The sequence below is a fragment of the Gordonia sp. DT101 genome (genome assembly GCF_049844895.1).
Taxonomy (GTDB): Bacteria; Actinomycetota; Actinomycetes; order Mycobacteriales; family Mycobacteriaceae; genus Gordonia.
Map to the genome: position 1 here is coordinate 258,764 of NZ_JBNCLX010000002.1, position 25,448 is coordinate 284,211.

Genomic DNA, 25,448 nt, shown 5'->3' on the forward strand with positions numbered 1-25,448 from the left:
GCGATCCGGTCTCCAAGAACTTCATCGCGAGAAGTCACATCATCGCGACAGCCTGTCACATTTCCCCAGGGACCGAACATCCTCGGCTGCTCGCGATCGGGTCGAGCCAGACGTCGCCGGTGAACTGTTCGGGCGGGTTCTTGGTGGTGGGTCTGCGTTGATCGATGTCCATGTTCCGTCCTTACGCTTCGGGAATGGTCAGGCCGAATTTCTCACGTGTGATGACCTCCGGCTCCGGACCGCCACGCATCCCGGTGTCGAGTGCATCGATGGAGGCGAGCTCGTCGTCGGTGAGCTCGAAGTCGAACACGTCGAAGTTCTCCGCGATCCGTGACGGGGTGACCGACTTCGGGATGACCTGCCGGCCCTGCTGGATGTGCCAGCGGAGCATCACCTGAGCAGTCGTCTTCCCATGCGTGGCAGCGATCTTCTGCAGTGTCGGGTCCTCGAGCGTGGAACCGTGGGAGCCGTCCCGGTAGAAGGTGATCCCGCCGATCGGCGACCATGCCTGGGAAACGATGCCGTGCTCGGCATCGGCATCGAGCAGGGCGGACTGCCGGAAGTACGGGTGTACCTCGATCTGATTGACCGCCGGGACCACCGATGTCGCGTCGAGAAGTCGTGCGAGGTGGTCTGGCATGAAGTTGCTGACACCGATGGCCTTCACCTTGCCGTCGGCCAGCAGGCGTTCGAGCGCCTTGTAGGCGTCGATGGTGAGGTCGAATTCGCCGGGTAGCGCCTGGTGCAGGATGAGCAGGTCGATCTGCTCGATGCCGAGTTTGCCTGCGGCCTTGTCGAAGGCGTGCAGCGTGGCGTCGTAGCCGTAGTCGGTGATCCATATCTTGGTCTCGATGAACAGCTCGGAACGGTCGATGCCGGACCGGCGAATCGCCTCGCCGACTCCTGATTCGTTGAGATACGCTGCGGCGGTGTCGATATGGCGATAGCCGGTGGACAGCGCGGTCTCCACGGCGGTCGCCGTCTCGTCGGGTGGTGTCTGGTACACCCCGAAACCCAAAGCCGGGATGTGGATTCCATTGTTGAGTTCGATCTGCGGTATGGCCATGCCCTCACGCTACGCCGATGGCGGTTTCTGAAGGAGTGTTCGTCGTACCAAGTATTGCGAGTACCTCCCACCGCCAACCGGATCAGCGACTCCGACGAGTTGCAGGTGTCTTCTTGTCGATCGGATGGCACGCTGCGGCCGTTCGTCACGATCTGGGGGGGGGGGGGGGGTGCTCGGGCGACCGCATCTTCATCCGCTCCGCATACGGGCGGGACAACGGTTGGTTCCGACGCGCGCTCGCCGGCGGTCGTGGCCGAAGATCGTCGGTACGGTCGTCGCCCCGCACGGACCGGGGGAGACGTTTCGCCTCGACCCGCAGGGCTGACCGTCACGGACCACCGCACGACGACGCCGATGAACCGGGATCGCCTCGTGGACGGCGAGCCGGGAGCAGATCGACACCGAGGGCCACCCGGTCAGCCGAGGATGAGAGTCAGGTGGTCCCGTAACACCGACTCCGGAGGCTGCCGAGGGTAGGTGCCGGTCGTGCTCGACCAATGCAGCGCAAGTCCATCGACCATCGCGAGGAGTGCGGCGGCGCGAAGGCCCGGTGCGGCGACGCCGCGAGCGCGCAAGGCATCGCGAAGCCCGGCCTGGATGCGGCCCAGCGTTCGTTCCTGGATCGCGGCCAGATCGGGCGATCTGGTGGCGAGGGCCGAGAATTCGATCATCACCCGAGCCTCTGCCTGGCGTCGGGAATCGATCGGGAGAAGTTCGACGAGGATGTCCTCCAACGCCGTCTCCGCGTCCTGGCCGACTGTGTCGATGCGTTCGGATACGCGATCGACAAGCGCGGTGAAGGCCGAGATGTAGAGCGCGTCCTTGGTCGGAAAGTGGTGCTGCACTGCGCCGATGGACACGCCGAGGTGCGTCGCCACGTTCCGGATGGTCGCGGCGCCCAGTCCGTGCTCGGCTGCCACCGCGAGCACGGCATCGCCCAGGTCGGCTTCGGTCAACGGTGTACGTGTGCGGGGAGAGGCCACTGGACAACCATACACATGTATGGAACCATACGAACGTATGGCTGGTGTGGTCAGATGGGTCGGTTCCGGTGCGGTGGTCGTGGCGGGCCTGAGTTGGGCGATGTGGGCTGCCGATCCGACAGCGCCGTCATCCCCGATCCAGCCGTTGATCATCACGGGCGTGATGGTGGCCAATGTGATGGTGACGGTCGCCGCGCCTGCGACGAAGCGCCGGGCGGTGATACTTGTCCAACGGTGGTGTGTGAACCCGTTGGTGCGGGCGCTGTTTCGGATCGGATTCGTTCCATTCGGTTTTGCGCTGGTCGAGACGACCGGCCGACGGACCGGCCGACCCCGCATCGTGCCGGTGGGCAACGGGAGGGTGGGCGACACGTTCTGGCTCGTCGCCGAACACGGCCTTCGCGCCGGGTACGTGGTCAACATCCGTGCGAACCCAGACGTCCGTGTGCGGATCCGGATCGGACTCCGGTTCACCTGGATCGAGGGTGTGGCAACGGTACTCGTCGGCGATGACCCGTTCGCGCGACAACGCGAGTTCTGCGGTCTCCGACCGCTCCGCTGGTGGAACGCCATGAACGTGCGGGCGCTCGGGGTGTCGCCGGTGACGGTCCGGATCGATCTGGATCTGTCAGGGGTCCGCGGCGTTCCGCGGAACGCCGATGTTGTCGGTGGTCACCGATATCGTTGAGGTAGTTCGATTCAGCTCGACCTGTCGGGGGTTGTCGTGACCGTTGTCGTTCCCATTGATTCGTCTGTGCCCGAGGCCGAGCCCCGGCCGCCCAACATCTTTGACACGACTCCGGTCGGCGAGTTGTCGGATGGTCAGTTGCGCGAGCGGGTGGTCGGGTATGCCGGTCAGATGGCGGCGCTGACGGCGCGGTTTCTGGGGTTGCTGGTGGAGTTCGACAATCGTCACGCGTGGAGTGGTGAGGGGGTGATGTCGTGTGCGCATTGGTTGTCGTGGCGGACGGGGTTGTCGTTGCGGACCGCGCAAGACCATCTGCGGATTGCCCACGCGTTGACCGAACTCCCGCTGATCGCACAGTCGTTCGCCGACGGGCGGGTCACGTATTCGAAGGTGCGCGCACTGACGCGGGTGGCCACCCCGGAGCGTGAGCAGGAATTGCTGAACGTGGCGCTGAGTGCGACCGCAGCACAGGTGGATGCGCTGGTGCGGTCGATGCGGCACATCGACCGCGGTGTCGAAGAACAGGAATCCGGTGTGATCGCGTCGTCGGGTCGGTGGCGCTGGAACGATGACGGATCGCTGTCGGTGAACATGCGGCTCAACCCCCTCGATGGTGCGAGGTTTCTGGCGGGTGCGGTGCGAGCCGAGTACGAACGTACCCGTACCGAAGACGATCTCGACGTTCCGCGGAACGCGCTCGAACCCGACGAGACCGCGACCGACGACGCCGAAGACCTCGGGCCGGCGGAGGTCAAACGCCGGCAGCGAGATCTGTGGCGCCATGTGCCCGCCGACATCGCCCCGGCGGTGATCGCGATGGCCGACACCCTCCATGGCGCCGTCGACATCCCCGAAACCGCGCCCGGTGCGGAGATCCTCGTGCACACCCACACCCACGGCCAGGACATCGCAGACGACGATGGCGACCATGCCGATGATCATCTCGATGACGGACCCGCGTTGTTTGACGTGGAGGTCGACGAAGCGCGCTGCGGGGCGGCGGTTCGCGAAGTCCACACCACCCGCCGCGGCGCCGTACTCAAGTGGGGTCACAAACGCCGGACGCCGACCGCCGCATTGATCCGGATCGTGACCCAGCGTGACCGGTGCTGCCGGCACCCGGCTTGTGGACGCACCCGCCACCTGCACGTCCATCACGTGCGGTCGTGGGCCGACGGCGGCGCCACCGATCCCGACAATCTGATCTTGTTGTGCGGCACCCACCATCGTGCATTGCATCGCGGCGAGTTCACCATCACCGCGAAAGGCGGGCAACAGTTCACCTTTCACCGCCAGAGTGGATCGGTGATCGAACGCGCGCCCACCATCGTGGCGCCCGCCGGCTGGACCCCGGACTCTCGCATTTCCGTCGGCGCCACCATGCCGGTCGGCGGCGGCCGCCTCGACCTCGGATACACCACCGAAGTCCTCTATGCGATCTGGGCGCTCAAAGCCAGAGAGCGCACCGAACCGATCGCGGCGTGAGCGTTCCGCGGAACGCGGTGGGAGCCGCTCTGCAGTAGACATCTAGCGCGGACAGTTCGGCATCGACACTGATCCGTCGGACAGGTTCGAATGAATCTCGCTTGCGGTCTAGCGATCGCAGACTCTATCCACCGTGAGTGCGGCCGCCAGGACGCGGGAGTCGTAGGGAACCGTCGGGTCATGGCCGGTCAGCTCATGGATCCTTCTGAGTCGATACGACAAGGTGTTCGGGTGCACGTGCACCTCCGCGGCCGCGGCCTTGCGGTTGGCGCCGTGTTGCAGGTGCGCGCGGAGTGCTGCGACAAGGTGCGGGTGGTCGCGCAATGGCGCGATCCGCTGCGCAAGCCGGTCGCGCGCCAGGCTCGGACGCGTCACCTGATACTCGATGAGGAGGTCGTCGAGTCGGTAGGCGCCCGGTGCGCGACCGAGGGCACACGCGAGTTCGGTGAGGCCTGTGGTCTCACGCACCGCGGTCGGCACGCCGTCGGGCGCGACCTCGGCCATCTCGCCCAGAAAGACGGGCGTCCCGAACTGCTGCGTCAGCGCGGCTGCCAGCTCATCGAACCTGGCGTGGGCTCGATCCTGCTCGGCAACAGGGATCTCGGCGATCAATGCCACCCCATAGAGGCCGTCGAACATGAACGGCGTTGTGGTGGAGGTCAGCTCGTCAAAAGCGCGCTGTAGGACCCTGGTTCGACGACGTGCGAGAAGGTTCGTTGCAGGCGTATCGACCGCCTGCCCAGGCACGTTGATGGTGATGACGAGGTAGGCGTCGGCGACCGCGATGTCGGCCCGAGCTGCCAATGCCTGCACCGGCCGACCGTCGACGAGCGCGGCACACAACTCGCGACGCGCCTCCCGCTCAGCGTGATAGAGGGACTGCTCGACCTCGGTGTACGTGGATACCACCGACAACGTGATGTTGCACAGCACATCCACAAGGCGCTTGACCACCTGCACCAACGGAAGCGCCTCGTCCGGAGTCGCGAGTTCGGCTGCGTTGGCAATCAGCACATTTGCCGATCCGTGAATTCCGGACAGCAAGAGTTGCAACGGCAGACGATCCTCCGCGTGACGCTCGGCGACGGGGCCCGTGAAGGCGTGAATCTCGTTGTACGACAACTCCCGGCCGGAACCGATGGCGTCGAGAACCGTCAACCCGTATATCTCCATCACCGGCAGCACATCGTGGGTGAAGTGATCATCGGGAAGTCCATCCGGAACATAGGATTCCAGGCCGTCAGCCAGCATCTCCGCTGCGACCCCAGGCCACCGCGAACGCAACCGCTGGATCAGGGCGGCCGATTCGTCAGACTCCGACATCTGTCCATTGTGCGTGATCTGGACTCCGCGGCGGACACAGCCCGAGGATTTGTCGCCGGACACAAACCCAGGCGGGGAATCTCTACTCAGAGTGCAGTGACACCCGGGGCCGCGCGCGCCTACCGTTCAGCACGTTATGTCGTGCCGCCTCCAGTCTCAGGGGGTGAGGCGGAACGAGGCGACTGTGATTCCCACTCAGGTTCAGGAGTTCAACGATGCGAAGACGATTGCGAAAAGCCGTGGAGGCAGCAGTCATTGCCGGGATGGCCGCGGGCTTGATCGCGGGGACGTCGACCGCGGCTGCTGCCCCGACTGTCCAAGCCTTCCCGAAGATCGTCGACACCGTCGGGCACGGGCCCGCCCAAGCAGGCTTCTGGTCTGCGTACGGCTACGCTGTCACCCATCCCAATGAGGCGCCGGCGGGGGCCAACGACTTTTCCTGCAAACCCAAGGCAGGGCAGCGACCGGTCATCCTCGTCCATGGCACCTTCGAGAACGCATACGCCAACTGGGCGGCATTCGCCCCGGCGCTGAAAAGGGCCGGTTACTGCGTGTTCACGCCGAATTACGGCAGGACTACGTTCGTGGACAGAGGTGGCGTAGCGGTTGTCCTGCCGTCGACGGTGGGCGTCGGTGACATTGCACGGTCCGCCACCCAGTTCGGCGCCTATGTCGATCGGGTCCGACGAGCGACAGGTTCGGACAAGGTCGATGTGATCGGGCATTCCCAAGGCGGACTCGTCGCCCGGCAGTGGATCAAATCCCGCGGCGGCGCCGATGCCGGGCACCCCCCAAAGCGCAAGATCGGCACACTGATCACCTTCGGTACCCCCAACCACGGAACCACGCTCCTCGGTCTCGCATGGATCGGACGGCAGATGAGCAACGCCGGCTTCGACATCCTCGGCGTCTCCTCCTGGGTGTATGGCGCAGGCGCGATTGATCAGACGGTGGATTCGCCGTTCATCCGTCAACTCAATCAGTCCCGTGAGACCTACCCGGGCATCCGTTACACCGTGGTGGGAACCCGCTACGACGAGGTCGTCACACCGTACTAATCGACCTTCCTCAAGGGTCGGAAGGTGGAGAACATCGAGTTGCAAAAGGGCTGTGCAGCAGATACCTCCGATCACCTGTCGATGTCGTACTCACCGCGGGCCATCTCGATCGCACTACATGCCCTCGATCCGGAGCATCACCCTGACCTGGTCTGCTCTGCGAATCCCTGGTTCTTCAGTTTCTGACGGCAATCGCAGAGGGGATCACCCGTCGATGCGGCCACCTCGGCGCCACATCGTCAACTCCCGGACGACCAGCTTTTCTGACGCTGACCGGGGGTCGGTTGGACCCAGGGGTCGAACACCCGCCCTCAGGGCCATCGTTCCGTGATCAGCTCGGTCATCTCGTCCACCCAGGCGTCGTCGAGGGCGGCGTCCCGGCGGATGAGGATGCGGAAGATCGCGGTGCCGGCCACCACCTCGGCGAGCATCGGCAACTGGTCGTCGTCCCGGCGTTCCTGGCCGAAGCGGGATTCGAACGAGGCGAGATTGCCGGCGAGCCGTTCGATCATCATGCTGTGCACCTGCGGGTCGGCGACGGTGTCGGCGATCAGGCCGGGCAGCGCCATGCGAACCTCCGGGTTGTCGAACATTTCGCGGACTGTCTCGACCAGCGCCCGGATGTCGGTGTGGATATCGCCGGAACCATCCGACGTGGGGATCTCTTCGGCGGACAGCACCGCCTCGTGCACGAGTTGGGCTTTGCCGGCCCATCGCCGGTAGATGGCGGCCGTGGTGGTTCCGGCGCGCGCGGCGATCGCCGATAACGACAGCGCGGAGTATCCGGTTTCGAGAATCAGCTCCCGGGTGGCCGTGATGATCGCGGCATCGATCCGGCCGTCGCGGGGGCGGCCGGGCGACGGTGCAGACCTCTTGCCTTCGCCGGGTGTTTCTGCTGTCATGACCACAGCATAGTTCCAATACAAGATGCATCGTATTTATAGGGAGAATCAGTGCAACTGAGCCCACTCGACGAGTACCCGATCCATCAGACGCCGGCGCCGATCTCGTGGCCGGCCACCTCCGATCGGAATTTCTACGATCGGTCGTACTTCAACGTCCTCGACCGCGAGGGTCGCTTCATGGCGCTGACGGGAATCGGGTACTACCCGCGCCTGGGTGTCAAGGACGCCTACTTCGTCGTCCGTCGTGGCGACACCCAGACCGCGGTGCACCTCAGCGACGCCATCGATGACGATCGTCTCCACCAGAGCGTCAACGGCTACCGTCTCGACGTTGTGGAGCCGTTGCAGGAGATGCACCTGACCCTGGCCGATACCGAAGGCATCTCGGCGGATCTGACGTGGCGAGGTCTGTTCCCCGCCGCTCTGGAGCGCCCGCACGAGATGCTGACCGAGCGACGGGTGACGTTGCAGGCGTGCCGCTTTGCCCAGGTCGGCACGTGGGAGGGCTGGATCGACGTCGACGGCGAGCGGCTGGCGGTCGATCATGACTCCAGCGTGGCGAGTCGCGATCGGTCCTGGGGTATCCGACCGGTCGGTGAGGCAGAACCGTCGGGCCGACCCGACGCGGCGTTCCGTGGCATGTGGTGGCTCTATCTGCCGCTGGCCTTCGACGACTACCAGCTGTTCATGATCCTGCAAGAGGACCCCGATGGGCACCGCAGCCTCTACGACTGCACACGCCGCTGGCGCGACGGCCGCATCGAACAACTCGACGGAGTGCGCGTCACCATCCACTACACCCCCGGAACCAGGATTCCGCACGGTGTCCATGTCGACTTCATGAACCGGGCGGGGGACCAGATCCACCTCGACGTCGAGTCGAAGCTGTTCGCGCCCATCGCATTCGGGTCTGGCTACGGTGGTGACTCGTCGTGGGCACACGGCACCTGGAAGGAGGGGCCGTTCGCTGAGCGTGTCAGCTTCGACCTGACGGATCCGGAAGTGATGGCCAGAGCGCCGTTCAGCCTCATCGACCACGTCGCCACAGCTGTGTGTACCGAGGCCGACGGACGGACCTGCGAGGGTGCCGGGTTGTTCGAGCACGGCGTCATCGGTCCGCATCATCCGTCGGGATTCTCCGACTGGACCGACGTGGCGAAGTAGGGGTCGACGACATGAAGATCACGACAGCGCTGTTCAATCCCGCCGGTGCGGTCGAACGCGCCACGGCGCTCAAAGAAGCCGGGGCCTCCGGTGTGTTCACGTTCGAAGGCCCGCACGACGTCTTCACACCGCTGGTGTCGGCATCGGCGGTCAAGGGTCTCGACGTGATGACCAACGTCGCGATCGCGTTACCCCGCAACCCCATCCAACTCGCACACCAGGCCAATGACCTGCAACTGCTGTCCGAGGGGCGCTTCATCCTGGGGTTGGGCACACAAGTGCGCGCACAGATCGAGAAGCGCTACGGCGCCGAGTTCGACCACCCGGTTGCCAGGATGAAGGAAATGGTGGGGGCGCTGCGTGCGATCTTCGCGACGTGGAACGACGGTGAACGTCTGGACTTCCGTGGTGAGTACTACCGGCACACCTTGATGACGCCGACCTTTGTGCCCGGGCCCAATCCCTACGGTCCGCCACCGATCTATCTCGGCGCGCTGGGCCCGCGGATGACCAGGGCCACCGCGGAGGTGGCCGACGGCCTGCTGGTGATGCCGTTCGGGACGAAACGATTCCTGCACGAGGCGACGATGCCGGGCGTTCGTGCAGGGCTGGCGGCCGCCGGACGGAGCGAGGACGACTTCGAGGTGGTGCCCGAGATCATCGTGTCGGTCGGCGACGACCACGCCTCGACCCGAATGCTGTTGGCGTTCTACGGGTCCACGCCCGCATACCGGCCGGTCCTCGACGCGCACGGCTGGGGCGATCTGCAGCCGGAGCTCAATGCGATGTCCAAGCAGGGCCGCTGGCAGGAGATGGCCACGCTGATCGACGACGAGATTCTGCACACCATCGCCGCATGCGGCACCCCGGCAGAGGTGGCTGCGCACATCCGGGATCGTGTCGACGGTGTGTCCGACCGGATCTGTCTGTATCAACCGGGCCCGATCGCCGTCGACGCGCTCGCCGAGATCGTGGACGCGTTGCGGTGATCGACATGGCGCCGACAACGATCGAACTCGACGACATCACCGACGACCGCTTCGGCGGCAAGGCAGCCGGACTCGCGGAACTGCGACGCATCGGGCTCTCGGTGCCCGGCGGTTTCGTCATCGCCGATGCTTCCGCGCAGGGATCCCTCGACAGGGTGACGGAACGGTTTTCCCAGATGGCCGCAGCCGGTACGGCCGTCGCCGTCCGGTCCTCGGCAGTCGGAGAAGACGGTGAGGACCAGTCCTTCGCGGGGCAATACGACACCGTGCTCGGCGTCGAGTCCGTCGACGACTTTGCCGCGGCCGTGCGCAAGTGCGCTGCCTCCGTGCATTCTCGACGGGCCTCGTCCTACCGCGGACAACCCGGCGCCACCATGCATCTGGTGGTCCAACAGATGGTCGACGCGCGCAGTGCCGGCGTGGTGTTCACCGCGGATCCGACCACCGGCCGGCGCGACCTCCTGGTGATCGACGCCGTCACCGGACTCGGCGAAGCGCTCGTCGACGGTACGGCCTCGCCCGACCACCTCATCCTGGATTCCGGTGGTAACCCGGTCGTGAGCGAGACGGGTGCGTCGCCGGTCTTGTCGCCGGACGAGATCGCGGAGATCCGCTCCGATGCGGTACGCGCTGCTCAGCATTGGGGTAGGCCGATGGATCTCGAATGGGCGATCGACCGGTCCGGGAAGCTGTGGTGGCTGCAGGCGCGGCCGATCACCACTCTGCCCGCCGATCTCAACGAGATGGACTCGCCGCTTGCGGGCGCCGACCACGTGTACACGCGCTGCAACATCGGCGAGATGATGCCGGGGGCCTTCTGCCCGCTGACCGCGTCGGTATCCGGCTACGCCATCGACTACGCGATGCAGACCATCCAAGTGGTGGCGCGAGCACAGGAGAGCTACGAAACACCGTGGCTTCAGGTCGGTTACTTCTACGGACACATGTTCCTCAACCTGACCGAGGGTACGGCGCTGAGTTCGGGCATCCTGGGCAACTCCCTGGAGCAGTTCTCCACCTCGATCTGCGGCCGGGTCATCGGCGAGCTGAAACCCAAGCCGCCGCAACCGTTCACCCGGAAACTGGGAAACACGATCCGGCTCAGCACGCACGCATTATCTGCCGGCCCGGCGATCCGCCGGCTGGACGAGCAGATCGCCACTTTCCGCATACCTACAAGCGACGACCCACGAGTTGTCATGCGGCAGATGGAATCCGGCGTCGATCTGTACTGCGATATCACCCTGACGCACGTTCGGTCGTCGTCGCGCGCAGCGGTCGCGGCCAATGTTCTCGAAAGCGTGCTGATGAAGCAGGCGATCAAGGACGGACGTGGTGAGGACGACGGCCGGGCCGAGGCGAGTCGGCTGATGGCCGGCGCCACCGACGTCGAGAGCGCGCTCATGCTCTCCGAACTCGACGCGGTGGTGCACACCGTCGCGGCCGATGATGCGGCCACCGAGAAGTTCCTGTCGGCCGCACCCGAGGATGCGGTCACCGAGTTGCGGGCCGACGGTGGCCCGGGCGGTAGTGCGTTGCGGCAGTTCTTGGGTCGGCATGGACATCGCGGCTACCGCGAGCTGTGCATGCGTGACCCCTCCTGGGCCGAGGACCCGGGCGGTCTGGGCGCGATGATGCAGGTCATGCTGCGTTCAGCCCTCGATCCGGTCCACAACGGGCCGACCGCTGCCGAGGCGATGGCCCCGCGGTCGTCGACTGTTCGACTTCTCGCCCGGTGGGCGCAGAGTGGCGCTCGCGGGCGTGAGCAGACGAAATCGAAGATGGCGCTGATGGCGCATCGCCTCAAACTGGGTTACCGCCACCTGGGTGAGGTGCTGGCCGGGTCGGGACGGCTGCCCGACGCCGATCTGGTCTTCTTCTTCGACCGCGCGGAATTGCACCGCGTCGTCGGTACCGACGATGTCGCCGGACTCGTGCACAGCGCCGTGAAACGTCGAGAAGCGCTGGCATTCCAGGACTCCCTCGAGTTCGACGATGTCTCGGTGGGGCGGCCGTCCCCGCTCGTCACCCCGCCGCAGCGAGGCGACACCGGCGACCAGATAGTCGGTCGCCCCGCCGGCCGGGGAACGGTGGAGGGAGTGGTGCGCGTCGCGAAGTCGATTGTCGATGCGCGTGAACTGCGGCGCGGCGAGATTCTGGTCGCACCGGTCACCGACGTCGGGTGGACCCCGTACTTCACCGTGATCGCCGCGCTCGTCACCGATATCGGCAGTTCGGTGTCACATGGTGCCGTGGTGGCCCGCGAGTACGGTTTGCCCTGCGTCGTCAACACTCTGGTGGCCACCCAGGTGCTCGAGACCGGTGACCGGGTGCGGGTGGACGGGGATCGGGGTCTCGTCAGCCGGCTCGCTCAGCCTGAGTAGAACCGGCTCGCGCTCACGCATTTCGTTCCCGCTCACCCGGCAGGATGAGCGGGAACGAAATCGGTGAGCGCGAGCAACGGGGTAGGCCGCGACGGTGAACCGGCCTTCGTTGAACCCCTCGATGCGGTAGCGGCCGACTGCGTCGAGCTTGCGAGCATCACGAAAGGTCGGGACCAAATCGGACGACCCCGTTGTTGGAAGGGGTGTCGCCGCAGCCAGCGGCGCCGACAGGAGGAAACGTGACCAACGAATACCGCAAGACAACCGAGACCGTGAGTGCCCTCACCGACGCGCAATACCGCGTAACCCAGCAGGACGGCACCGAGCCGGCATTCCGCAACGAGTACTGGGACAACCACGAGCCGGGCATCTACGTGGATGTCGTCTCCGGACAACCGCTGTTCTCGTCGACCGACAAATACGACAGCGGAACAGGTTGGCCGAGTTTCACCAAGCCGATCGAGTCCGATGCGGTGACCACCACGTCGGATCGGAAGCTGTGGATGCGACGGACCGAGGTTCGTTCGGCAGGTGCCGACAGCCACCTGGGCCACGTCTTCGACGACGGGCCGCGCGATGCCGGCGGGCAGCGGTTCTGCATGAACTCGGCAGCTCTGCGTTTCGTCCCGGCCGACGAACTAGAGGCGCAGGGCTACGGCGCGTATCGCGGCGAGTTCGACGACACCACCCCGACAATCACCGAGGAGAACGCAGAATGACCAACGACACCGGACAGATCACGCGTCGCCCCGGCACCGAGACGGCGGTCCTCGCCGGCGGCTGCTTCTGGGGAGTGGAAGATCTCATCCGCCGCCAGCCGGGCGTGCTGGACACCCGCGTCGGCTATACCGGCGGGAGCAACGATCACGCCACCTACCGCAACCATCCCGGGCATGCCGAGGCGGTCGAGATCGTGTTCGACCCGTCGGAGACGACCTACCGTGACGTTCTGGCGTTCTTCTTCCAGATCCACGATCCGAGCACCAAGGATCGTCAGGGTAACGATGTCGGTACCAGCTATCGGTCGGCGATCTTCCCGCTGAGCCCGGAGCAGGAGCAGGTGGCGCGGGACACGATCGCCGACGTCGACGCGTCGGGTCTGTGGCCCGGGAAGGCCGTGACGACCATCGAGCCGCAAGCGCCGTTCTGGGAGGCCGAGCCGGAGCATCAGGACTACCTGCTCCGTTATCCGACCGGGTACACCTGCCATTTCCCGAGGGCTGGTTGGGTACTACCCAAGCGGGAGGACGCCGGATCCCGATGACCCGATGACCCGATGACCCGATGACCCGATGACACTGCGGTAAAGACACGAAGAGCCGCCACCCGGATCACGGGTGGCGGCTCTTCGCAGTTGGTCGACGGTCCCGGACAATGCGCCTCTCGGCAAACGGCCGCTCGAAGCGGCGAAAAGGGGTGGGGCCCGGGGCAGAGATCCCGAGACCGTCGCGCTGTTCAACCGGGTGCCGGGGACTTCTATTCCCGGGTGGTTCGCGAAGCGCACCGGTCAGCGCTGACCGCTACGCTGGCCGCATGCACTGCGTGGTGGTGGGTGGGGGACTGGCCGGGCTGGCGTCGGCGGTGTGGCTCGCGGAAGCAGGCCACCGCGTCACGCTCCTGGAACGACGCGGATCGCTCGGTGGGCGCACGATCGCGATGCCGGTGGCGGCGGTCGACGACGTTCCCGACAACGGGCAGCACGTGTTCGCGAGCGGCTACCAGCACCTCATGCGATATCTCGACAGCGTCGGGACACGAGAGCATGTGGCCTTTCCCGGTCACATGACCGTCCGCGTGCCCGGTGGCGCCACCCGCCGCTCCGCGTTCGGTGGCGTCGCGGGCCTGCGCGCCGCGATCGGCGATCTGCCCGGCGTCACCGGCCTGGACCGATGGCGGACGGCACGCGCCCAGGCCACGCTGATCAGGCAGGCATTGCGGCAGCCGCCTTGGCTCGACGACATCACCGCGGACGAATGGTTCCGCCGGATCGGGATGCCGCAGTCGGCACGAGACGCGTTGTGGGACGGCATCGTGATCGGGTTGACCGGTGACAAGCCCGACATCTCGTCGGCCAAGGTGCCGGCCGATCTGCTGGTGACCGGTATCCGGCGGGCACGCGAGAGCCGGACGCCGATCTCGATCGGCTACCCGACGGTCGATCTCGACACCTTGTTCGTCGACGGCGCCGAGAAGGTCTTCGCCGACGCCGGTGTCGCGGTGAGACACCGAGCGGTCGTCGCATCGGTCGACGTGGTCGACGACACGGTCACGGGGGTCACCCTGGCCGACGGTGAGCACATCCCCGCGGATGCGGTCATCTGCGCCGTGCCGGTGTGGAACGTCAAGGGGCTGCTCGACCAGGTACCCGGTCACGAACAGATCTATGCCGCGGTGGAGAACCTGACACCGGTCCCGATCGTCAGCGTCAACCTCTACCTCGACCGCTCGATCGGGATGACCGACTGGGGCGAGATCCTTTATGGCGGTGAGGGAGTGCTCGAGCAGGTGTGGGATCGCCAGCAGATGCACGACCGTGACCCGTGTCGGCATCACCTCTATTCGACGACGGTGTCGGCGGCCTACGAGCTGACCGCGAAGTCGAATACGGAGATCACCGACATCCAGATGGGGATGCTGCGCAGGTACTACCCGGATGCCGTCGGGGCCACAGTGATCCACAGTCATGTGGTGCGGATGCCGAAATCCACCTTCGCGCAACGGCCGGGGACCGCGGGCGTCCGGCCCGACCAGCGCACAGCGGTGAAAGGCCTGGCCCTGGCGGGTGACTGGACGCGCACCGACTGGACCACCACGATGGAAGGCGCGTGCCAGAGCGCCGCGCGTGCCGTCGAGGTGATCGTGGAGGGGAGTTCGGAGAATCGATGAGATTCGGCTTTGCCATGCACGGCAGTCGAGGTGACGTCCAGCCGGGTGTTGCCGTGGCGCAGGCCCTTGCCGACCGGGGTCACGACGTGACCGTGGCGGCGCCCGAGGACATCGCCCCGGCGGTGAGCCGCACAGGGTTGTCGACCCGAGTGCTCTGTCCCGACAACTCGGAGCTCCTGCAGAGTCCGCTCGTCAAGGAGCGACTGAAGAGCAAGAACCCCTCGGTGCGCCTCAAGGCGCTTGCTGAGATCTCGTCGTTCGGTGCGGAGACGTCGGAACAGGTCATGGGTGAACTAGCCCGGGACGCCGACGTTCTGGTGACCGGATTGCTCGCGCAGGAACGTGCGGCAACCGTCGCCGAAAGCGCACAGGTCTCGTTCGTGCCGCTGCACTATTGCCCGATCCGAGCGAATGTGTCGGTCGAGATCCTCGGATCGACGCCGCGGTGGGCTCGCCGTGCGTTCTGGTCGATCGGTGACCAGGTCAACTGGTGGACGGTGCGAGGTCGCGACCGTGACCTGCGCCGTCGTCTCGGCATCGCGACCGCGACGGGCCCGCTTCCGCGCCGGCTCCGCGAGGCAGGTGGCTCCGAGATCCAGGCGTATGACGCGCTGATGTTTCCGGGACTCGCGGACGAATGGGGTCCCACCAGGCCGTTCACCGGCGCACTCCTGCCCGACGAACCGACGCGCATGGCATACAACGGCGACGCCGGCGCGGTCACGGCGCGGGCGGTCGACTGGGCCGATGCCGGTGATCGACCCGTCTACGTCGGATTCGGCAGCATGCCGATCGAACGCGAGCGCATCGACGGGATCGTCGAGTCATTGACCGCCATGGGGCTGCGGGTCATCGCACATACGTCACATGACCTCACGGAGCGCGACGCCGTACTGCGGGTGAGCGGATCGGTGGATCACGAGGCGCTGCTGCCGCACTGCCGCGGCGCGGTGCATCACGGTGGCGCGGGCACCACGGCGGCCGTCGCACGTGCCGGCATCCCTGCGGTGGTGGGCTGGCTGAGCGCCGATCAACCGATGTGGACCGCCTCGCTCCGCCGGCTCGGGGTAGGGGGCGGACGGCGACTGCGAAAGCTCGATGACGGTGACCTCACACTGCTTCTCGACGACGGGGTCGCCGAGCGGGCCGCGGACCTGGCCGACCGGCTGACGCCGCCCGATCGTGCGGTTGCCCGGGCCTGCGACGTGTTGCTCGCGGCGGGCTGATCGCTGATCCGGCATCCGGCAGGCGTGCCTGGTCGGCCACCTGCGCGACCGGCGTTTTGTCCGATTTCGACGAGGTCGTCGCTGGCGAAGACACGGTCAACACCAGGCAAATGCTGTGCGTTCACAGTGACCTGACTAAGGTGACAAACGAACCGACCGACAAATTAAGGCCACGGATGCGCCCCGGCGTGATCCGGAATGTGATCGCCGGCGCTGGCTCCGAACGGGCCACGAGCGACACGGCCAGGCCCGGAAAGGTGAGGGTTTGGCGACTCCATCCCTGAGCGAAGCGGCCCAGCCGGGCACGCATACCCACGACATCGCACTACGCGCAGAACACGTCTACAAGATTTTCGGTCGACGTGAGAACGAGGTGGTCAAGCGGTTGCGTGCCGGTGCGGACCCCGACGACCTGAAGGACATGGGCACCGCAGCGGTCATCGACGCCAGTTTCGAGGTGCCGTCCGGTGAGATCTTCGTCGTGATGGGTCTGTCCGGTTCCGGTAAATCGACGTTGATCCGGACCCTCAACGGGCTGTGGAAGCCGTCGGCGGGCAACATCCACATCGGCGACACCGACATCACCAAGGTCTCCGACAAAGCGCTGCGGGCCATCCGTCGTGACCACGTCTCCATGGTCTTCCAGCATTTCGCCCTTCTCCCGCACCGCACGGTCCGGGACAACGCGGCATATGCGCTCAAGGAACAGGGCATCGGCAAGGCCGAACGGCTCGAACGCGCCGATCACTGGTTGGGCGTCGTCGGCCTCGAGGGCTGGGGTGATCGCCTGCCCGGGCAACTGTCGGGCGGCATGCAGCAGCGTGTCGGTCTGGCGCGGGCGCTGGCAGCGGAGACGGACATCCTGCTGATGGACGAGGCGTTCTCCGCTCTCGATCCGTTGATCCGCGGTGAGATGCAGGACCAGCTCATCGAACTCCAGTCCAGCCTCGGCAAGACGATCATCTTCATCACTCACGACCTCAACGAGGCGATGTACGTGGGTGACCGGATCGCCGTCATGAGGTCTGGACGGATCGTCCAGATCGGCACTGCGGAACAGATTTTGACCGACCCTGCCAACGACTACGTCGCGAAGTTCACCGCCGAGGTCGACCGATCTCGCGTGCTGACCGCGAGCTCGGTCATGGAGCCCGCGACTGCGGTGATCACGTTGTCCGCGGGACCGCGTGGTGCCGTCAACGAGATGCGACAGCACCAGACCTCGGGCGTCCTCGTCGTCGACCGTGACCGGCGACTGCTCGGTTACGTCACCGACGACGACGCGGTCGCGGCGGTGAAGAACGACCAGAAGGAACTGACACCTTTGCTGCGAAAGGATGCACTCGTCTCCGTCAACGGGTCGACTCCGGTGGCCGAATTGTTTGCGCCGTCGAGCGAGTCGCCGGTGCCGCTGGTGGTCACCGATGACGACGGGCGTCTGCGCGGCGTCGTCCCGCGGGTCGGGCTGCTCGCCTCGATGGCGCCCAGGGACACCGCACCAGCATCATCCGACAGTGCCGACGGGGAGAAGGTCGCCGAACCATCGGTCGACGATCTCGAAGGCGGTGATGCGTCGTGAGTTTCGCGAATCCGCGTATCCATCTCGGGGACGCTGTCGAGTCCGCCTTCGACTGGTTCACCGAACACGCCTCCTGGCTGTTCGACGCGATCAAGACCGTCATCGACGGGTTCTACGACGCGTTGTACAACGTCCTGTCCAGCCCGCCCTACTACGTCATGATCCTGATTCTCGCCGCCCTCGCGCTGCTCGCCGGTGGTCTCCGAAAAGGGTGGCCGCTGGCGGTCTTCACAGTCATCGGCTTTTACTTCATCCGCGCGTTCGACCAGTGGCTGAATGCGATGAGCACGATCGCGCTGGTCCTCGTGGCGGTGATCATCGCGCTGGTGGTCGCGATCCCGATCGGGATTCTGGCGGCTCGCAACCGGGCGGTCTCGGCCGTCGTCCGGCCGATCCTCGACCTGATGCAGACCCTTCCGGGTCTCGTCTACCTGGTCCCGGTGATCATCATCTTCGGTATCGGCCCCACTCCGGGTGTCGTCGCGACCATCATCTTCGCGATGCCGCCGGGCATCCGGCTCACCGAACTCGCGATCCGGCAAGTGGATCCGGAAGTGGTCGAGGCGGGTCAGGCATTCGGCTCGAGTCCCGCGCGGATTCTGCGCCAGATCCAGATCCCGCTGGCGATGCCCACGATCATGGCCGGCGTCAACCAGGTCATCATGCTCGCACTGTCGATGGTGGTGATCGCCGGATTCGCGGGTGCAGGCGGACTGGGCGGGCAGGTCAACGAGTCGCTCCAGACCCTGAACCTGGCGCTGGGAGTCGAAGCCGGTCTGTCGGTGGTGATCATCGCCGTCTACATGGACCGGATCAGTTCGGCGATCGGGGGTCGTGGCCGGGTGGCGAACGCCTAGTCGCATCGATCCGGCCGCGCCGCCGGCCACACGTTACGTCCGGTGGGTCACACGACCCATTGCAGGAGTGAAAGAGGGTAGGAACGAGATGAAGAGAAAGCTAGGGATTTTCGCGGCGGCCATCACGGTCGGCGCGTTGGCGCTCAGCGGGTGCGGTGCGTCGAACTCCAACTCCGATTCGGCGGGCGGCGGCGGGACCGAGGCCAGCGCATCGGGTGCGGCGAGCAAATACGCGAACTGCTCGCTCACCGACGGCGTCGCGGATGCCACGAGTGCTTCCGCGGGTAGCGGCGACAAGAACATCACCATCGGTGCGTTCAGCGGGTGGGATGAGTCGACCGCGACGGCCTACCTGATGAAGAACATCCTCGCGAAGAACGGCTACACCGCCAACGTCAAGACCCTCGACGCCGCGGCAGCCTTCACCGCGACCACCAAGGGCGACGTCGACGTCATCACCGACGTGTGGCTGCCGACGACCCACAAGACCTACATCGAGCAGTACGGCGACCAGATGGAGCCGCTCGGCTGCTGGTACGACAACGCGAAACTGACCATCGCGGTGAACAATTCGTCACCGGCGAAGTCCATCGAAGATCTGAAGTCGATGGGTGGCGACTACAACAACACCTTGGTCGGGATCGAGCCCGGCGCCGGTGAGACCGGCGTCGTCAAGGACGACATGATCCCCGCCTACGGCCTGCAGAACATGACCTTCACGACCTCGTCGACCGCCGCGATGCTCGCGTCGATCAAGAAGGCCGAGGCCGAGAAGACCAATGTCGCAGTCACGCTGTGGAAGCCGCACTGGGCCTACTCGGCGTTCGACATTCGGGATCTCGATGATCCGAAGGGAGCGATGGGCGGCAAGGAAGGTATCTGGAACTTCGCCACCAAGGGCTTCGGTGAGTCCAATCCGAAGGCTGCCCAGCTGTTCAAGAACCTCATCGTCCCCGATCAGGAACTCTCCGATCTCGAGGATCTGATGACGCAGAAGTACCAGGGCAACAATCCTGATGCCGCGGTGAACGAGTGGCTGACCACGCACCCGGACTTCGCGAATCAGTTGCAGACCGGGGCGCTCAAGTAACAGCTCCCAGTCGACAGTTCGACAACGACGTGCGCGGCACCGGCCGAGGTCCTCGCGACCGAAAGCCGGTGCCGCGCAGTCATGTGACGACTATTCCGGCGACGAGGTTGATCGTGGTGGCGAGGATCACGGCGCCGAACACGTACGAGAGCATGCAGTGGCGGAGCGCGACCGCCCGGATCCCGGAGTCGGAGACGTCGGTGTCCGACACCTGGTACGTCATGCCCAGGTTGTAGCTGAAATAGAAGAAGTCGCGGAACTGCGGAGGTGCGTCTGAATTGAAGTCGATGCCACCGGGTTCGCCCGCGTAGTAGAGGAACGCATACCGCGTCGCGTACATGAGGTGCAGGCTTCCCCACGACAGGAACACCCCCGCCAGCGCGACCGTGGCCGGGAACCAGTCCGCGTGGGAGCCGCCCTCGATCAACAGGCCGACGATTCCCCCGAGTGCCGACAACGTCGCGACGACGACGATGAGTTCGTCGATCGCCGGCCGGTAGTCCTCGCGACCGGCGTGCTGTCGGGTCTGCTCCCCGTCCATCGGCCACAGCGCCGCCCATCCGAGCGCGACGAACACCGCGCCGGTGACAGCGATGGCGACGAGGACCGCCGACCCCGCATCGGTCGCGACCAACCCGACCGCGGCACCGCACAGGATGCCCACGATGAGCGCGAGAAGTATCCGAGGTGTGGCGGTCGAAGGCACGAATCGCATGTCGTCAGTCTGCCCGCATCTCGGGCGGTGATCGTGGCGCCACGATACGCAGCGGGTTTGCTTAGCCTGTCTGATCCGAGTAAGCCTCAGGTGGGCGCCCATTTCGCGGGCGTATGACAAGTCAACATCCGGCCATAGATGCCAATTGAGGGAAAGGATCAACGTAGATCGTGGTAACTCAAACAGCAACTCGCTCCGTCGATGTGTACCGCACACGTCTGTCGGAGCACAGCCAGATCGAGCCTCGACCACACCCGGTGGTCTGGGCCGGCATGAGAACCCCGGGCCCGATGTCGGGCCCGGAGCTCCGTCGATACGACGAGCGCGGCTACCACACCGCGTCTTCGGTGATCAGTGATGACGACATCGGGCGCTGTCTCGACGATGTGCGCGCCGTCACCGATCGTCTCGGGGAGGACGATCGGGTGATCCGCGAGCCGTCGAGCGGCGATGTCCGGTCGCTGTTCGCGGTGCATCAGCTCAGCGATGTGGTCGCCGAGATCTGTGCACGTGACGAGATCGTCGGTGTCGCAAGGCAAATCCTCGGCGACGACGTGTACGTCCATCAGAGTCGGGTGAATCTCAAGCCCGGCTTTGCGGGTGGGCCGTTCTACTGGCACTCCGACTTCGAGACGTGGCATGCCGAGGACGGGATGCCCGCCCCTCGTGCGCTCAGCGTGTCGATTGCGTTGACGCCCAACCACTCCTACAACGGTGCGCTGATGATCGTGCCGGGATCGCACAAGCGGTTCGTCAGTTGTGTGGGCGAGACGCCCGACGGCTACCACGAGGAGTCGCTGGTGTCCTACCGTCCACCGTTCGGTACGCCGGAGGAGGGCGACGTCACCGAGCTGACCGACGACTTCGGCATCGACACGATCACCGGGCCCGCCGGTTCGGCGCTCTACTTCGACTCCAACTGCATGCACGCGTCGTCGGGCAACATCACGCCCTACCCGCGCAGCAACCTCTTCGTGGTCTTCAACGCGAAGTCGAATGCTCTGCAGGAGCCGTTCGGCGCGCCGCAACCGCGACCGGACCATCTGGCGCACAGGTGATCTGACCGTTGTCGCCGAGGGGTGATTGTTGCCGCAACCCCCCTCGGCGACCATTAGCGACGCTATATAGGAAACCTATGCAGCATCGTTGCAGGTCGAATAAAGTGGGTCACATGTCCGCCACGTTCGCATCCTCGGCCGGTTCGAACGGCAACGTCGACGACACCGCCGATGCGCTCTATGCGTTGATGGCCGACTTCGTGCGCCAGCGCCCCCGCGACATGAGCATGACCGCGGCAGCCACGTTGACCGCCCTGCGCCAGCGCGGCCCGCAACGTATCACCGGCCTCGCCGGCACCCAGGGCGTGACGCAGCCGTCGATGACCTCGTTGATCGCATCTCTGGAGAGGTCGGGACTCGTCGCGCGTCGCGACGATCCGGCCGATGGCCGTGCCAGTCTCATCGAGCTCACCGCGGTGGGGCTGGACTACATCGTGGAGCGCAGACGGCAGGTGACCGATCGGATCGGCGAGTACATCGAGAGCCTGCCGACCGAGCAACGCTCGGCGCTCGCCGCGGCACTGCCGGCCCTGCGGGGTCTGGAGGAACTGGCCGGCGAAGACGTGCCCTGAGACTCGCCCGCTCAGCCGGCGGGCACCGGCTCGGCGTCGGCGGATGCGTCCGCGCCGGCGACCTTGTTTCGGACGATCGGGATCAGCAGGGTGATGGCGACCCCGACGAAGGCGGCGACCGCACCGATCAGGAAGCACCACCGGAACGCGGAATGGCTGGGCACCTCGGCCGGTCCGAAGGTGATCGTCGAACTGGTCAGGACCAGGGCCATCACCGCCGACGCGGTGGTGGTGCCGATCGAACGCATCAAACCGTTGAGGCCGACCGCCGCGCCGGCCTCGTGCATCGGGACCGAACCCATGATCAGGGTGGGCATGGCCGCATAACCGATCCCCACGCCGGCGGAACAGATCAGCGAGGCCAGCGCGAGCTGCCATGGCGCGTTCATCAGCAGGAAGGCGCCGAGGTAGCCGAGACCGAGCACGCCGGCCCCGATGGCCATCGTCGGCTTGGCGCCGATCTTGTTGATCAACGTGCCCGACACCGGGGCGAAGATGAGCATCATCAACCCACCGGGAGCCATCCAGAGGCCGGCGGCGAGAAGCGTCTGTCCCAGGCCGCCGACCGCCGACGGCATCTCCAGTAGCTGTGGCATCACGATGGCCTGGGCCATCATGCCGAAACCGATCGCGATCCCGGCCAGGTTGGTGAACAGCACGGCGGGTCGGGCGGTGGTGCGCAGGTCCACGAGGGGATCGGTGTGGCGGACCTCGAAGACGCCCCAGATCAGCAGGATCGCCACACCGCCGAACATGAGGCCGAGGGTGGTACCCGAACTCCATCCCCAGTCGTTGCCCTTGGAGACGGCGATCAACACACCGGACAGGCCGAGGGCGAGTCCGACGGCACCGATGATGTCGAAGTGACCGCCGTTGCTGTCGTCGACGTGTGGCACGGCGACCGCGACCAGGACGGTGACCACCACCGCGAGGGCGGCCGAACCCCAGAACAGTGCACGCCAGTCCCATTGCTGTGCGACCCATGCCGAGAGCGGCAGGCCGATCGCGCCGCCGACTCCCATTGTGGCGCTCATCGCCGCAACCGCCATCGACGTCAGGCGTGGAGGGGTCACCTCGCGCATGAGGCTGATGCCGAGCGGGATGAATCCCATGGCCAGTCCCTGGATGGTGCGTCCGACGATCATCGGGATGAGCGACGAACTGAGGGCACAGACGAGAGATCCCACCACCAGCAGGGCGGCACTCGCCAGCAGGACCCGCTGCTTGCCGAGTATGTCGCCGAGACGGCCCGCGATCGGCATGGCGACTGCCGCACCGAGCAGGGTCGCGGTGATGATCCACGACGCGTTGGAGATCGAGGTGTTCAGCAGGCGCGGTATCTCGGGCTGGATCGGGATGATCAAGGTCTGCATCAGCGAGGTGACCAGACCGCCGAAACAGAGGATCGACACGACGACGATCGCGGCGGCCGAGCGGTCGTCGCCGGTCAATTCGGGGTCCACGTGCGTACCCGGCGAATCGCCGGTGGGAGTACTGGTCATGTGGCATCCTCCTCGTAGGATATGTAGCCTACATATGTATGGTGCATACGCCAAATTATGCGTAGATTGTCCGATATATCGGACGGAAGGTTGGAGACATGTCAGGTGCCGGTGACGCATCGTTCTGGCCGTCGCCCGTCTACCGTGACCTGGCCGAAGAGCTGTTGCGGATGGGTCGGCGCAAGACCAACGTCGTTCCGGGCACCCAGCTCGAGGCATCGGCTTTCGCGATTCTGTGGGTGCTCTCCGACGACCGGCCGCGAACCCTTCGGGAACTCAGCGAGGAACTCGATCTCGAACAGTCGACGGTCAACCGGCAGGTGAACGCGGCGATCAAACACGGTTACCTCGAGCGCTTCGAGGTCGAGGGGCAGATCAGCCGGTTCATCCGGCCCACTGCCGCAGGCCTCGACGCGTTCGAACACGACGGGATGCGACGGGCCGACCGCCTGATCCGCGTCTTCGCCGATCTCGCGCCGGGCTCACCGGATACCCTGCTGCACGAGCTCCGGGCGTTCAACGACGCCTACGAACGCACCACGGCTCGGCAGGATGAGCAGCACGCCGCGCGCCAGCACGCGCACTGACCGCGAGGGAGTCAATGGGGACGTATGTGGTGACCGGCGCTGCGTCGGGCATCGGCAAGGCCTGCGCCGAGCGGCTGCGTGCGGCGGGCAACAGCGTGATCGGGGTCGACCTGCGAGATGTCGAGGTGATCGCGGATCTGTCGACCTCGGATGGCCGTCGAGCCGCGATCGCCGAGGTCGGCGATCTGGCCGGTGGGCGCCTCGACGGTGCGGTCATGGCAGCGGGACTCGGTCCCGGCGCAGGCCGCGAGCGCATGATCGCCGAGGTCAACGTTCTCGGCGTCACTGAACTCCTCGACTCCTGGGAGGCGGCGTTCGCCGCAGCCGGTGACGCCAAGGTCGTGGTCTTCGGCTCCAACTCGACCACCACGACGCCGATGGTGCCGAAACGAGCTGTCCGTCGCCTGATCGGCGGAGAACTCGACGCGGCCGTGCGGCAGATCCGTCGTCGGAGAGGTGTCTCGGGCCCGGTCGCGTACGCCGCGTCGAAGATCGCGGTGACGCACTGGTGCCGGGCACGAGCGGTGAGCGACGGCTGGGCAGGCGCGGGTGTCCGTCTGAATGTGATCGCGCCGGGCCCGGTGATGACCCCCCTGCTGCAGTCTCAGCTCGACAGCGGAACCGGGTCGCAGGTGCGGGCGTTTCCGCTGCCCAGTCGTCGGTTCGGCACGGCCGAGCAGATCGCCGAATGGGTCATGACGATGCTGTCGCCGGCCGCGGACTTCCTGGTCGGGAGCGTGATCGTCGTCGACGGCGGTACCGATGCGCTCATCCGGCCGGGCGATTGGCCGCGGCCGTTGCCGTTGCGATCGGTTCCACGCTTCCTGTGGAGGATGTATCGGGCTCCACGCGAGGGCCGGGTGGCCCAGTACTAAGCTGTCACGTCGTCCCGATCTGCGGGTGCGACCGACCCGATCGAGAGGATCCGAGATGCCGAGTTTCCGTGAGGCCATCGACGCCCGCGACCTGGACGCTGTGGAGGCGATGCTCGCCGACGACGTGGTGTTCCGCAGTCCCGTCGCGTTCAAGCCCTACGAGGGCAAGGCCATCACGTCGGCGATCCTGCGTGCGGTCGTCGAGGTGTTCGAGGACTTCCATTACGTGCGTGAGATCGGCGGCGCGGGCTCGGTCGATCACGCATTGGTGTTCGAGGCGAAGGTCGACGGCCTGGCCATCACGGGTTGCGACTTCCTGCACTTCGACGACGACGGGAAGATCGTCGACTTCATGGTGATGGTGCGCCCGCTCCGGGCCGCCGAGGCGCTGGCCCGCGAGATGGGCGCTCGCTTCGAGCAGATCGCGAGTTCGGCTGCGGCCGGCGAGAGATGATG

General features: G+C 65.8%; 24 protein-coding genes. 18 read left to right on the top strand and 6 right to left on the bottom strand.

The genetic code is table 11. The features are described 5' to 3' along the window. Positions 1-181: 181 nt before the first annotated feature. Together ACLQ3I_RS07715 and ACLQ3I_RS07720 are read right to left on the bottom strand one after the other, a co-directional pair. On the bottom strand, positions 182-1,066 hold the full coding sequence (locus tag ACLQ3I_RS07715; protein WP_425801023.1) for an aldo/keto reductase: 885 nt from the start codon (positions 1,064-1,066) through the stop codon (positions 182-184). Positions 1,067-1,482: 416 nt separating this feature from the next. Beyond that, positions 1,483-2,049 (bottom strand): TetR/AcrR family transcriptional regulator, encoded by a 567-nt coding sequence (locus tag ACLQ3I_RS07720; RefSeq protein WP_425801025.1) that lies wholly within the window; start codon positions 2,047-2,049, stop codon positions 1,483-1,485. Between the two features lie 19 nt (positions 2,050-2,068). Here ACLQ3I_RS07720 and ACLQ3I_RS07725 point away from each other — a divergent pair, with 19 nt between their 5' ends. Together ACLQ3I_RS07725 and ACLQ3I_RS07730 are read left to right on the top strand one after the other, a co-directional pair. Beyond that, positions 2,069-2,737, top strand: a complete 669-nt coding sequence (locus ACLQ3I_RS07725; RefSeq protein WP_425801027.1) for a nitroreductase/quinone reductase family protein — start codon at positions 2,069-2,071, stop codon at positions 2,735-2,737. A gap of 96 nt (positions 2,738-2,833) precedes the next feature. After that, positions 2,834-4,222 carry an HNH endonuclease signature motif containing protein gene (locus ACLQ3I_RS07730; RefSeq protein ID WP_425801901.1) on the top strand — a complete coding sequence of 463 codons (1,389 nt, stop codon included), beginning with the start codon at positions 2,834-2,836 and terminating at the stop codon, positions 4,220-4,222. Positions 4,223-4,330: 108 nt separating this feature from the next. Here the strand turns inward: ACLQ3I_RS07730 and ACLQ3I_RS07735 are convergent, their stop codons facing one another. Further along, positions 4,331-5,545 (bottom strand): PucR family transcriptional regulator, encoded by a 1,215-nt coding sequence (locus ACLQ3I_RS07735; protein WP_425801029.1) that lies wholly within the window; start codon positions 5,543-5,545, stop codon positions 4,331-4,333. A 215-nt stretch (positions 5,546-5,760) separates the two neighbouring features. On the opposite strand from ACLQ3I_RS07735, the gene ACLQ3I_RS07740 reads away from it, so the two are divergent. Then, positions 5,761-6,603, top strand: coding sequence for an esterase/lipase family protein (locus ACLQ3I_RS07740; RefSeq protein ID WP_425801031.1), 843 nt, complete (start codon positions 5,761-5,763; stop codon positions 6,601-6,603). A 311-nt stretch (positions 6,604-6,914) separates the two neighbouring features. On the opposite strand, the gene ACLQ3I_RS07745 is transcribed toward ACLQ3I_RS07740, so the two are convergent. Continuing rightward, complete coding sequence (locus ACLQ3I_RS07745; protein ID WP_425801033.1) at positions 6,915-7,505, bottom strand: TetR-like C-terminal domain-containing protein; 591 nt, start codon at positions 7,503-7,505, stop codon at positions 6,915-6,917. Between the two features lie 51 nt (positions 7,506-7,556). On the opposite strand from ACLQ3I_RS07745, the gene ACLQ3I_RS07750 reads away from it, so the two are divergent. The 10 genes from ACLQ3I_RS07750 (at position 7,557) to ACLQ3I_RS07795 (ending at position 19,683) form a co-directional block, all read left to right on the top strand. Further along, positions 7,557-8,672, top strand: coding sequence for a hypothetical protein (locus tag ACLQ3I_RS07750; protein WP_425792341.1), 1,116 nt, complete (start codon positions 7,557-7,559; stop codon positions 8,670-8,672). Positions 8,673-8,683: 11 nt separating this feature from the next. Beyond that, positions 8,684-9,661, top strand: a complete 978-nt coding sequence (locus ACLQ3I_RS07755) for a TIGR03617 family F420-dependent LLM class oxidoreductase (protein WP_425792342.1) — start codon at positions 8,684-8,686, stop codon at positions 9,659-9,661. 5 nt (positions 9,662-9,666) lie between these two features. After that, positions 9,667-12,045: a PEP/pyruvate-binding domain-containing protein gene (locus tag ACLQ3I_RS07760; protein WP_425801035.1), complete on the top strand. Its 2,379-nt coding sequence runs from the start codon at positions 9,667-9,669 to the stop codon at positions 12,043-12,045. 239 nt (positions 12,046-12,284) lie between these two features. Next, positions 12,285-12,764 (top strand): peptide-methionine (R)-S-oxide reductase MsrB, encoded by a 480-nt coding sequence (gene msrB, locus ACLQ3I_RS07765; RefSeq protein WP_425801037.1) that lies wholly within the window; start codon positions 12,285-12,287, stop codon positions 12,762-12,764. Further along, positions 12,761-13,309: a peptide-methionine (S)-S-oxide reductase MsrA gene (msrA, locus tag ACLQ3I_RS07770; RefSeq protein ID WP_425801039.1), complete on the top strand. Its 549-nt coding sequence runs from the start codon at positions 12,761-12,763 to the stop codon at positions 13,307-13,309. The genes msrB and msrA overlap by 4 nt, the downstream gene beginning before the upstream one ends. A gap of 269 nt (positions 13,310-13,578) precedes the next feature. Next, positions 13,579-14,931, top strand: a complete 1,353-nt coding sequence (locus tag ACLQ3I_RS07775) for a hydroxysqualene dehydroxylase (RefSeq protein ID WP_425801041.1) — start codon at positions 13,579-13,581, stop codon at positions 14,929-14,931. Next, positions 14,928-16,157: a glycosyltransferase gene (locus ACLQ3I_RS07780; RefSeq protein ID WP_425801043.1), complete on the top strand. Its 1,230-nt coding sequence runs from the start codon at positions 14,928-14,930 to the stop codon at positions 16,155-16,157. Before ACLQ3I_RS07775 ends, ACLQ3I_RS07780 begins: the two co-directional genes overlap by 4 nt. A gap of 265 nt (positions 16,158-16,422) precedes the next feature. After that, on the top strand, positions 16,423-17,736 hold the full coding sequence (locus ACLQ3I_RS07785) for a quaternary amine ABC transporter ATP-binding protein (protein ID WP_425792348.1): 1,314 nt from the start codon (positions 16,423-16,425) through the stop codon (positions 17,734-17,736). Beyond that, the gene (locus ACLQ3I_RS07790) at positions 17,733-18,593 is read left to right on the top strand and encodes an ABC transporter permease (RefSeq protein WP_425792349.1); all 861 of its coding nucleotides are present in this window, start codon (positions 17,733-17,735) and stop codon (positions 18,591-18,593) included. Before ACLQ3I_RS07785 ends, ACLQ3I_RS07790 begins: the two co-directional genes overlap by 4 nt. Positions 18,594-18,681: 88 nt before the next feature. Then, positions 18,682-19,683, top strand: a complete 1,002-nt coding sequence (locus ACLQ3I_RS07795) for a glycine betaine ABC transporter substrate-binding protein (protein ID WP_425792350.1) — start codon at positions 18,682-18,684, stop codon at positions 19,681-19,683. A gap of 79 nt (positions 19,684-19,762) precedes the next feature. Here ACLQ3I_RS07795 and ACLQ3I_RS07800 read toward each other — a convergent pair whose 3' ends face one another. Continuing rightward, positions 19,763-20,398: a DUF1345 domain-containing protein gene (locus ACLQ3I_RS07800; RefSeq protein ID WP_425801045.1), complete on the bottom strand. Its 636-nt coding sequence runs from the start codon at positions 20,396-20,398 to the stop codon at positions 19,763-19,765. A 170-nt stretch (positions 20,399-20,568) separates the two neighbouring features. Between ACLQ3I_RS07800 and thpD the strand changes: the two genes are divergently transcribed. Together thpD and ACLQ3I_RS07810 are read left to right on the top strand one after the other, a co-directional pair. Further along, positions 20,569-21,456, top strand: a complete 888-nt coding sequence (gene thpD, locus ACLQ3I_RS07805) for an ectoine hydroxylase (protein ID WP_425801047.1) — start codon at positions 20,569-20,571, stop codon at positions 21,454-21,456. 113 nt (positions 21,457-21,569) lie between these two features. Then, positions 21,570-22,028: a MarR family winged helix-turn-helix transcriptional regulator gene (locus tag ACLQ3I_RS07810; RefSeq protein ID WP_425792353.1), complete on the top strand. Its 459-nt coding sequence runs from the start codon at positions 21,570-21,572 to the stop codon at positions 22,026-22,028. Positions 22,029-22,039: 11 nt separating this feature from the next. On the opposite strand, the gene ACLQ3I_RS07815 is transcribed toward ACLQ3I_RS07810, so the two are convergent. Then, positions 22,040-23,530 carry an MFS transporter gene (locus ACLQ3I_RS07815; protein ID WP_425792354.1) on the bottom strand — a complete coding sequence of 497 codons (1,491 nt, stop codon included), beginning with the start codon at positions 23,528-23,530 and terminating at the stop codon, positions 22,040-22,042. Positions 23,531-23,628: 98 nt separating this feature from the next. Between ACLQ3I_RS07815 and ACLQ3I_RS07820 the strand changes: the two genes are divergently transcribed. Genes ACLQ3I_RS07820 through ACLQ3I_RS07830 form a run of 3 tightly spaced genes read left to right on the top strand, consistent with a single transcriptional unit; the run spans position 23,629 to position 25,446 of the window. Then, on the top strand, positions 23,629-24,117 hold the full coding sequence (locus ACLQ3I_RS07820; protein WP_425792355.1) for a MarR family winged helix-turn-helix transcriptional regulator: 489 nt from the start codon (positions 23,629-23,631) through the stop codon (positions 24,115-24,117). Between the two features lie 14 nt (positions 24,118-24,131). Beyond that, a complete protein-coding gene (locus ACLQ3I_RS07825; RefSeq protein WP_425792356.1) occupies positions 24,132-24,992 on the top strand; it encodes an SDR family oxidoreductase in 861 nt (286 codons plus the stop codon). A 55-nt stretch (positions 24,993-25,047) separates the two neighbouring features. Then, positions 25,048-25,446 carry a nuclear transport factor 2 family protein gene (locus tag ACLQ3I_RS07830; protein WP_425792357.1) on the top strand — a complete coding sequence of 133 codons (399 nt, stop codon included), beginning with the start codon at positions 25,048-25,050 and terminating at the stop codon, positions 25,444-25,446. Positions 25,447-25,448 lie beyond the last annotated feature (2 nt).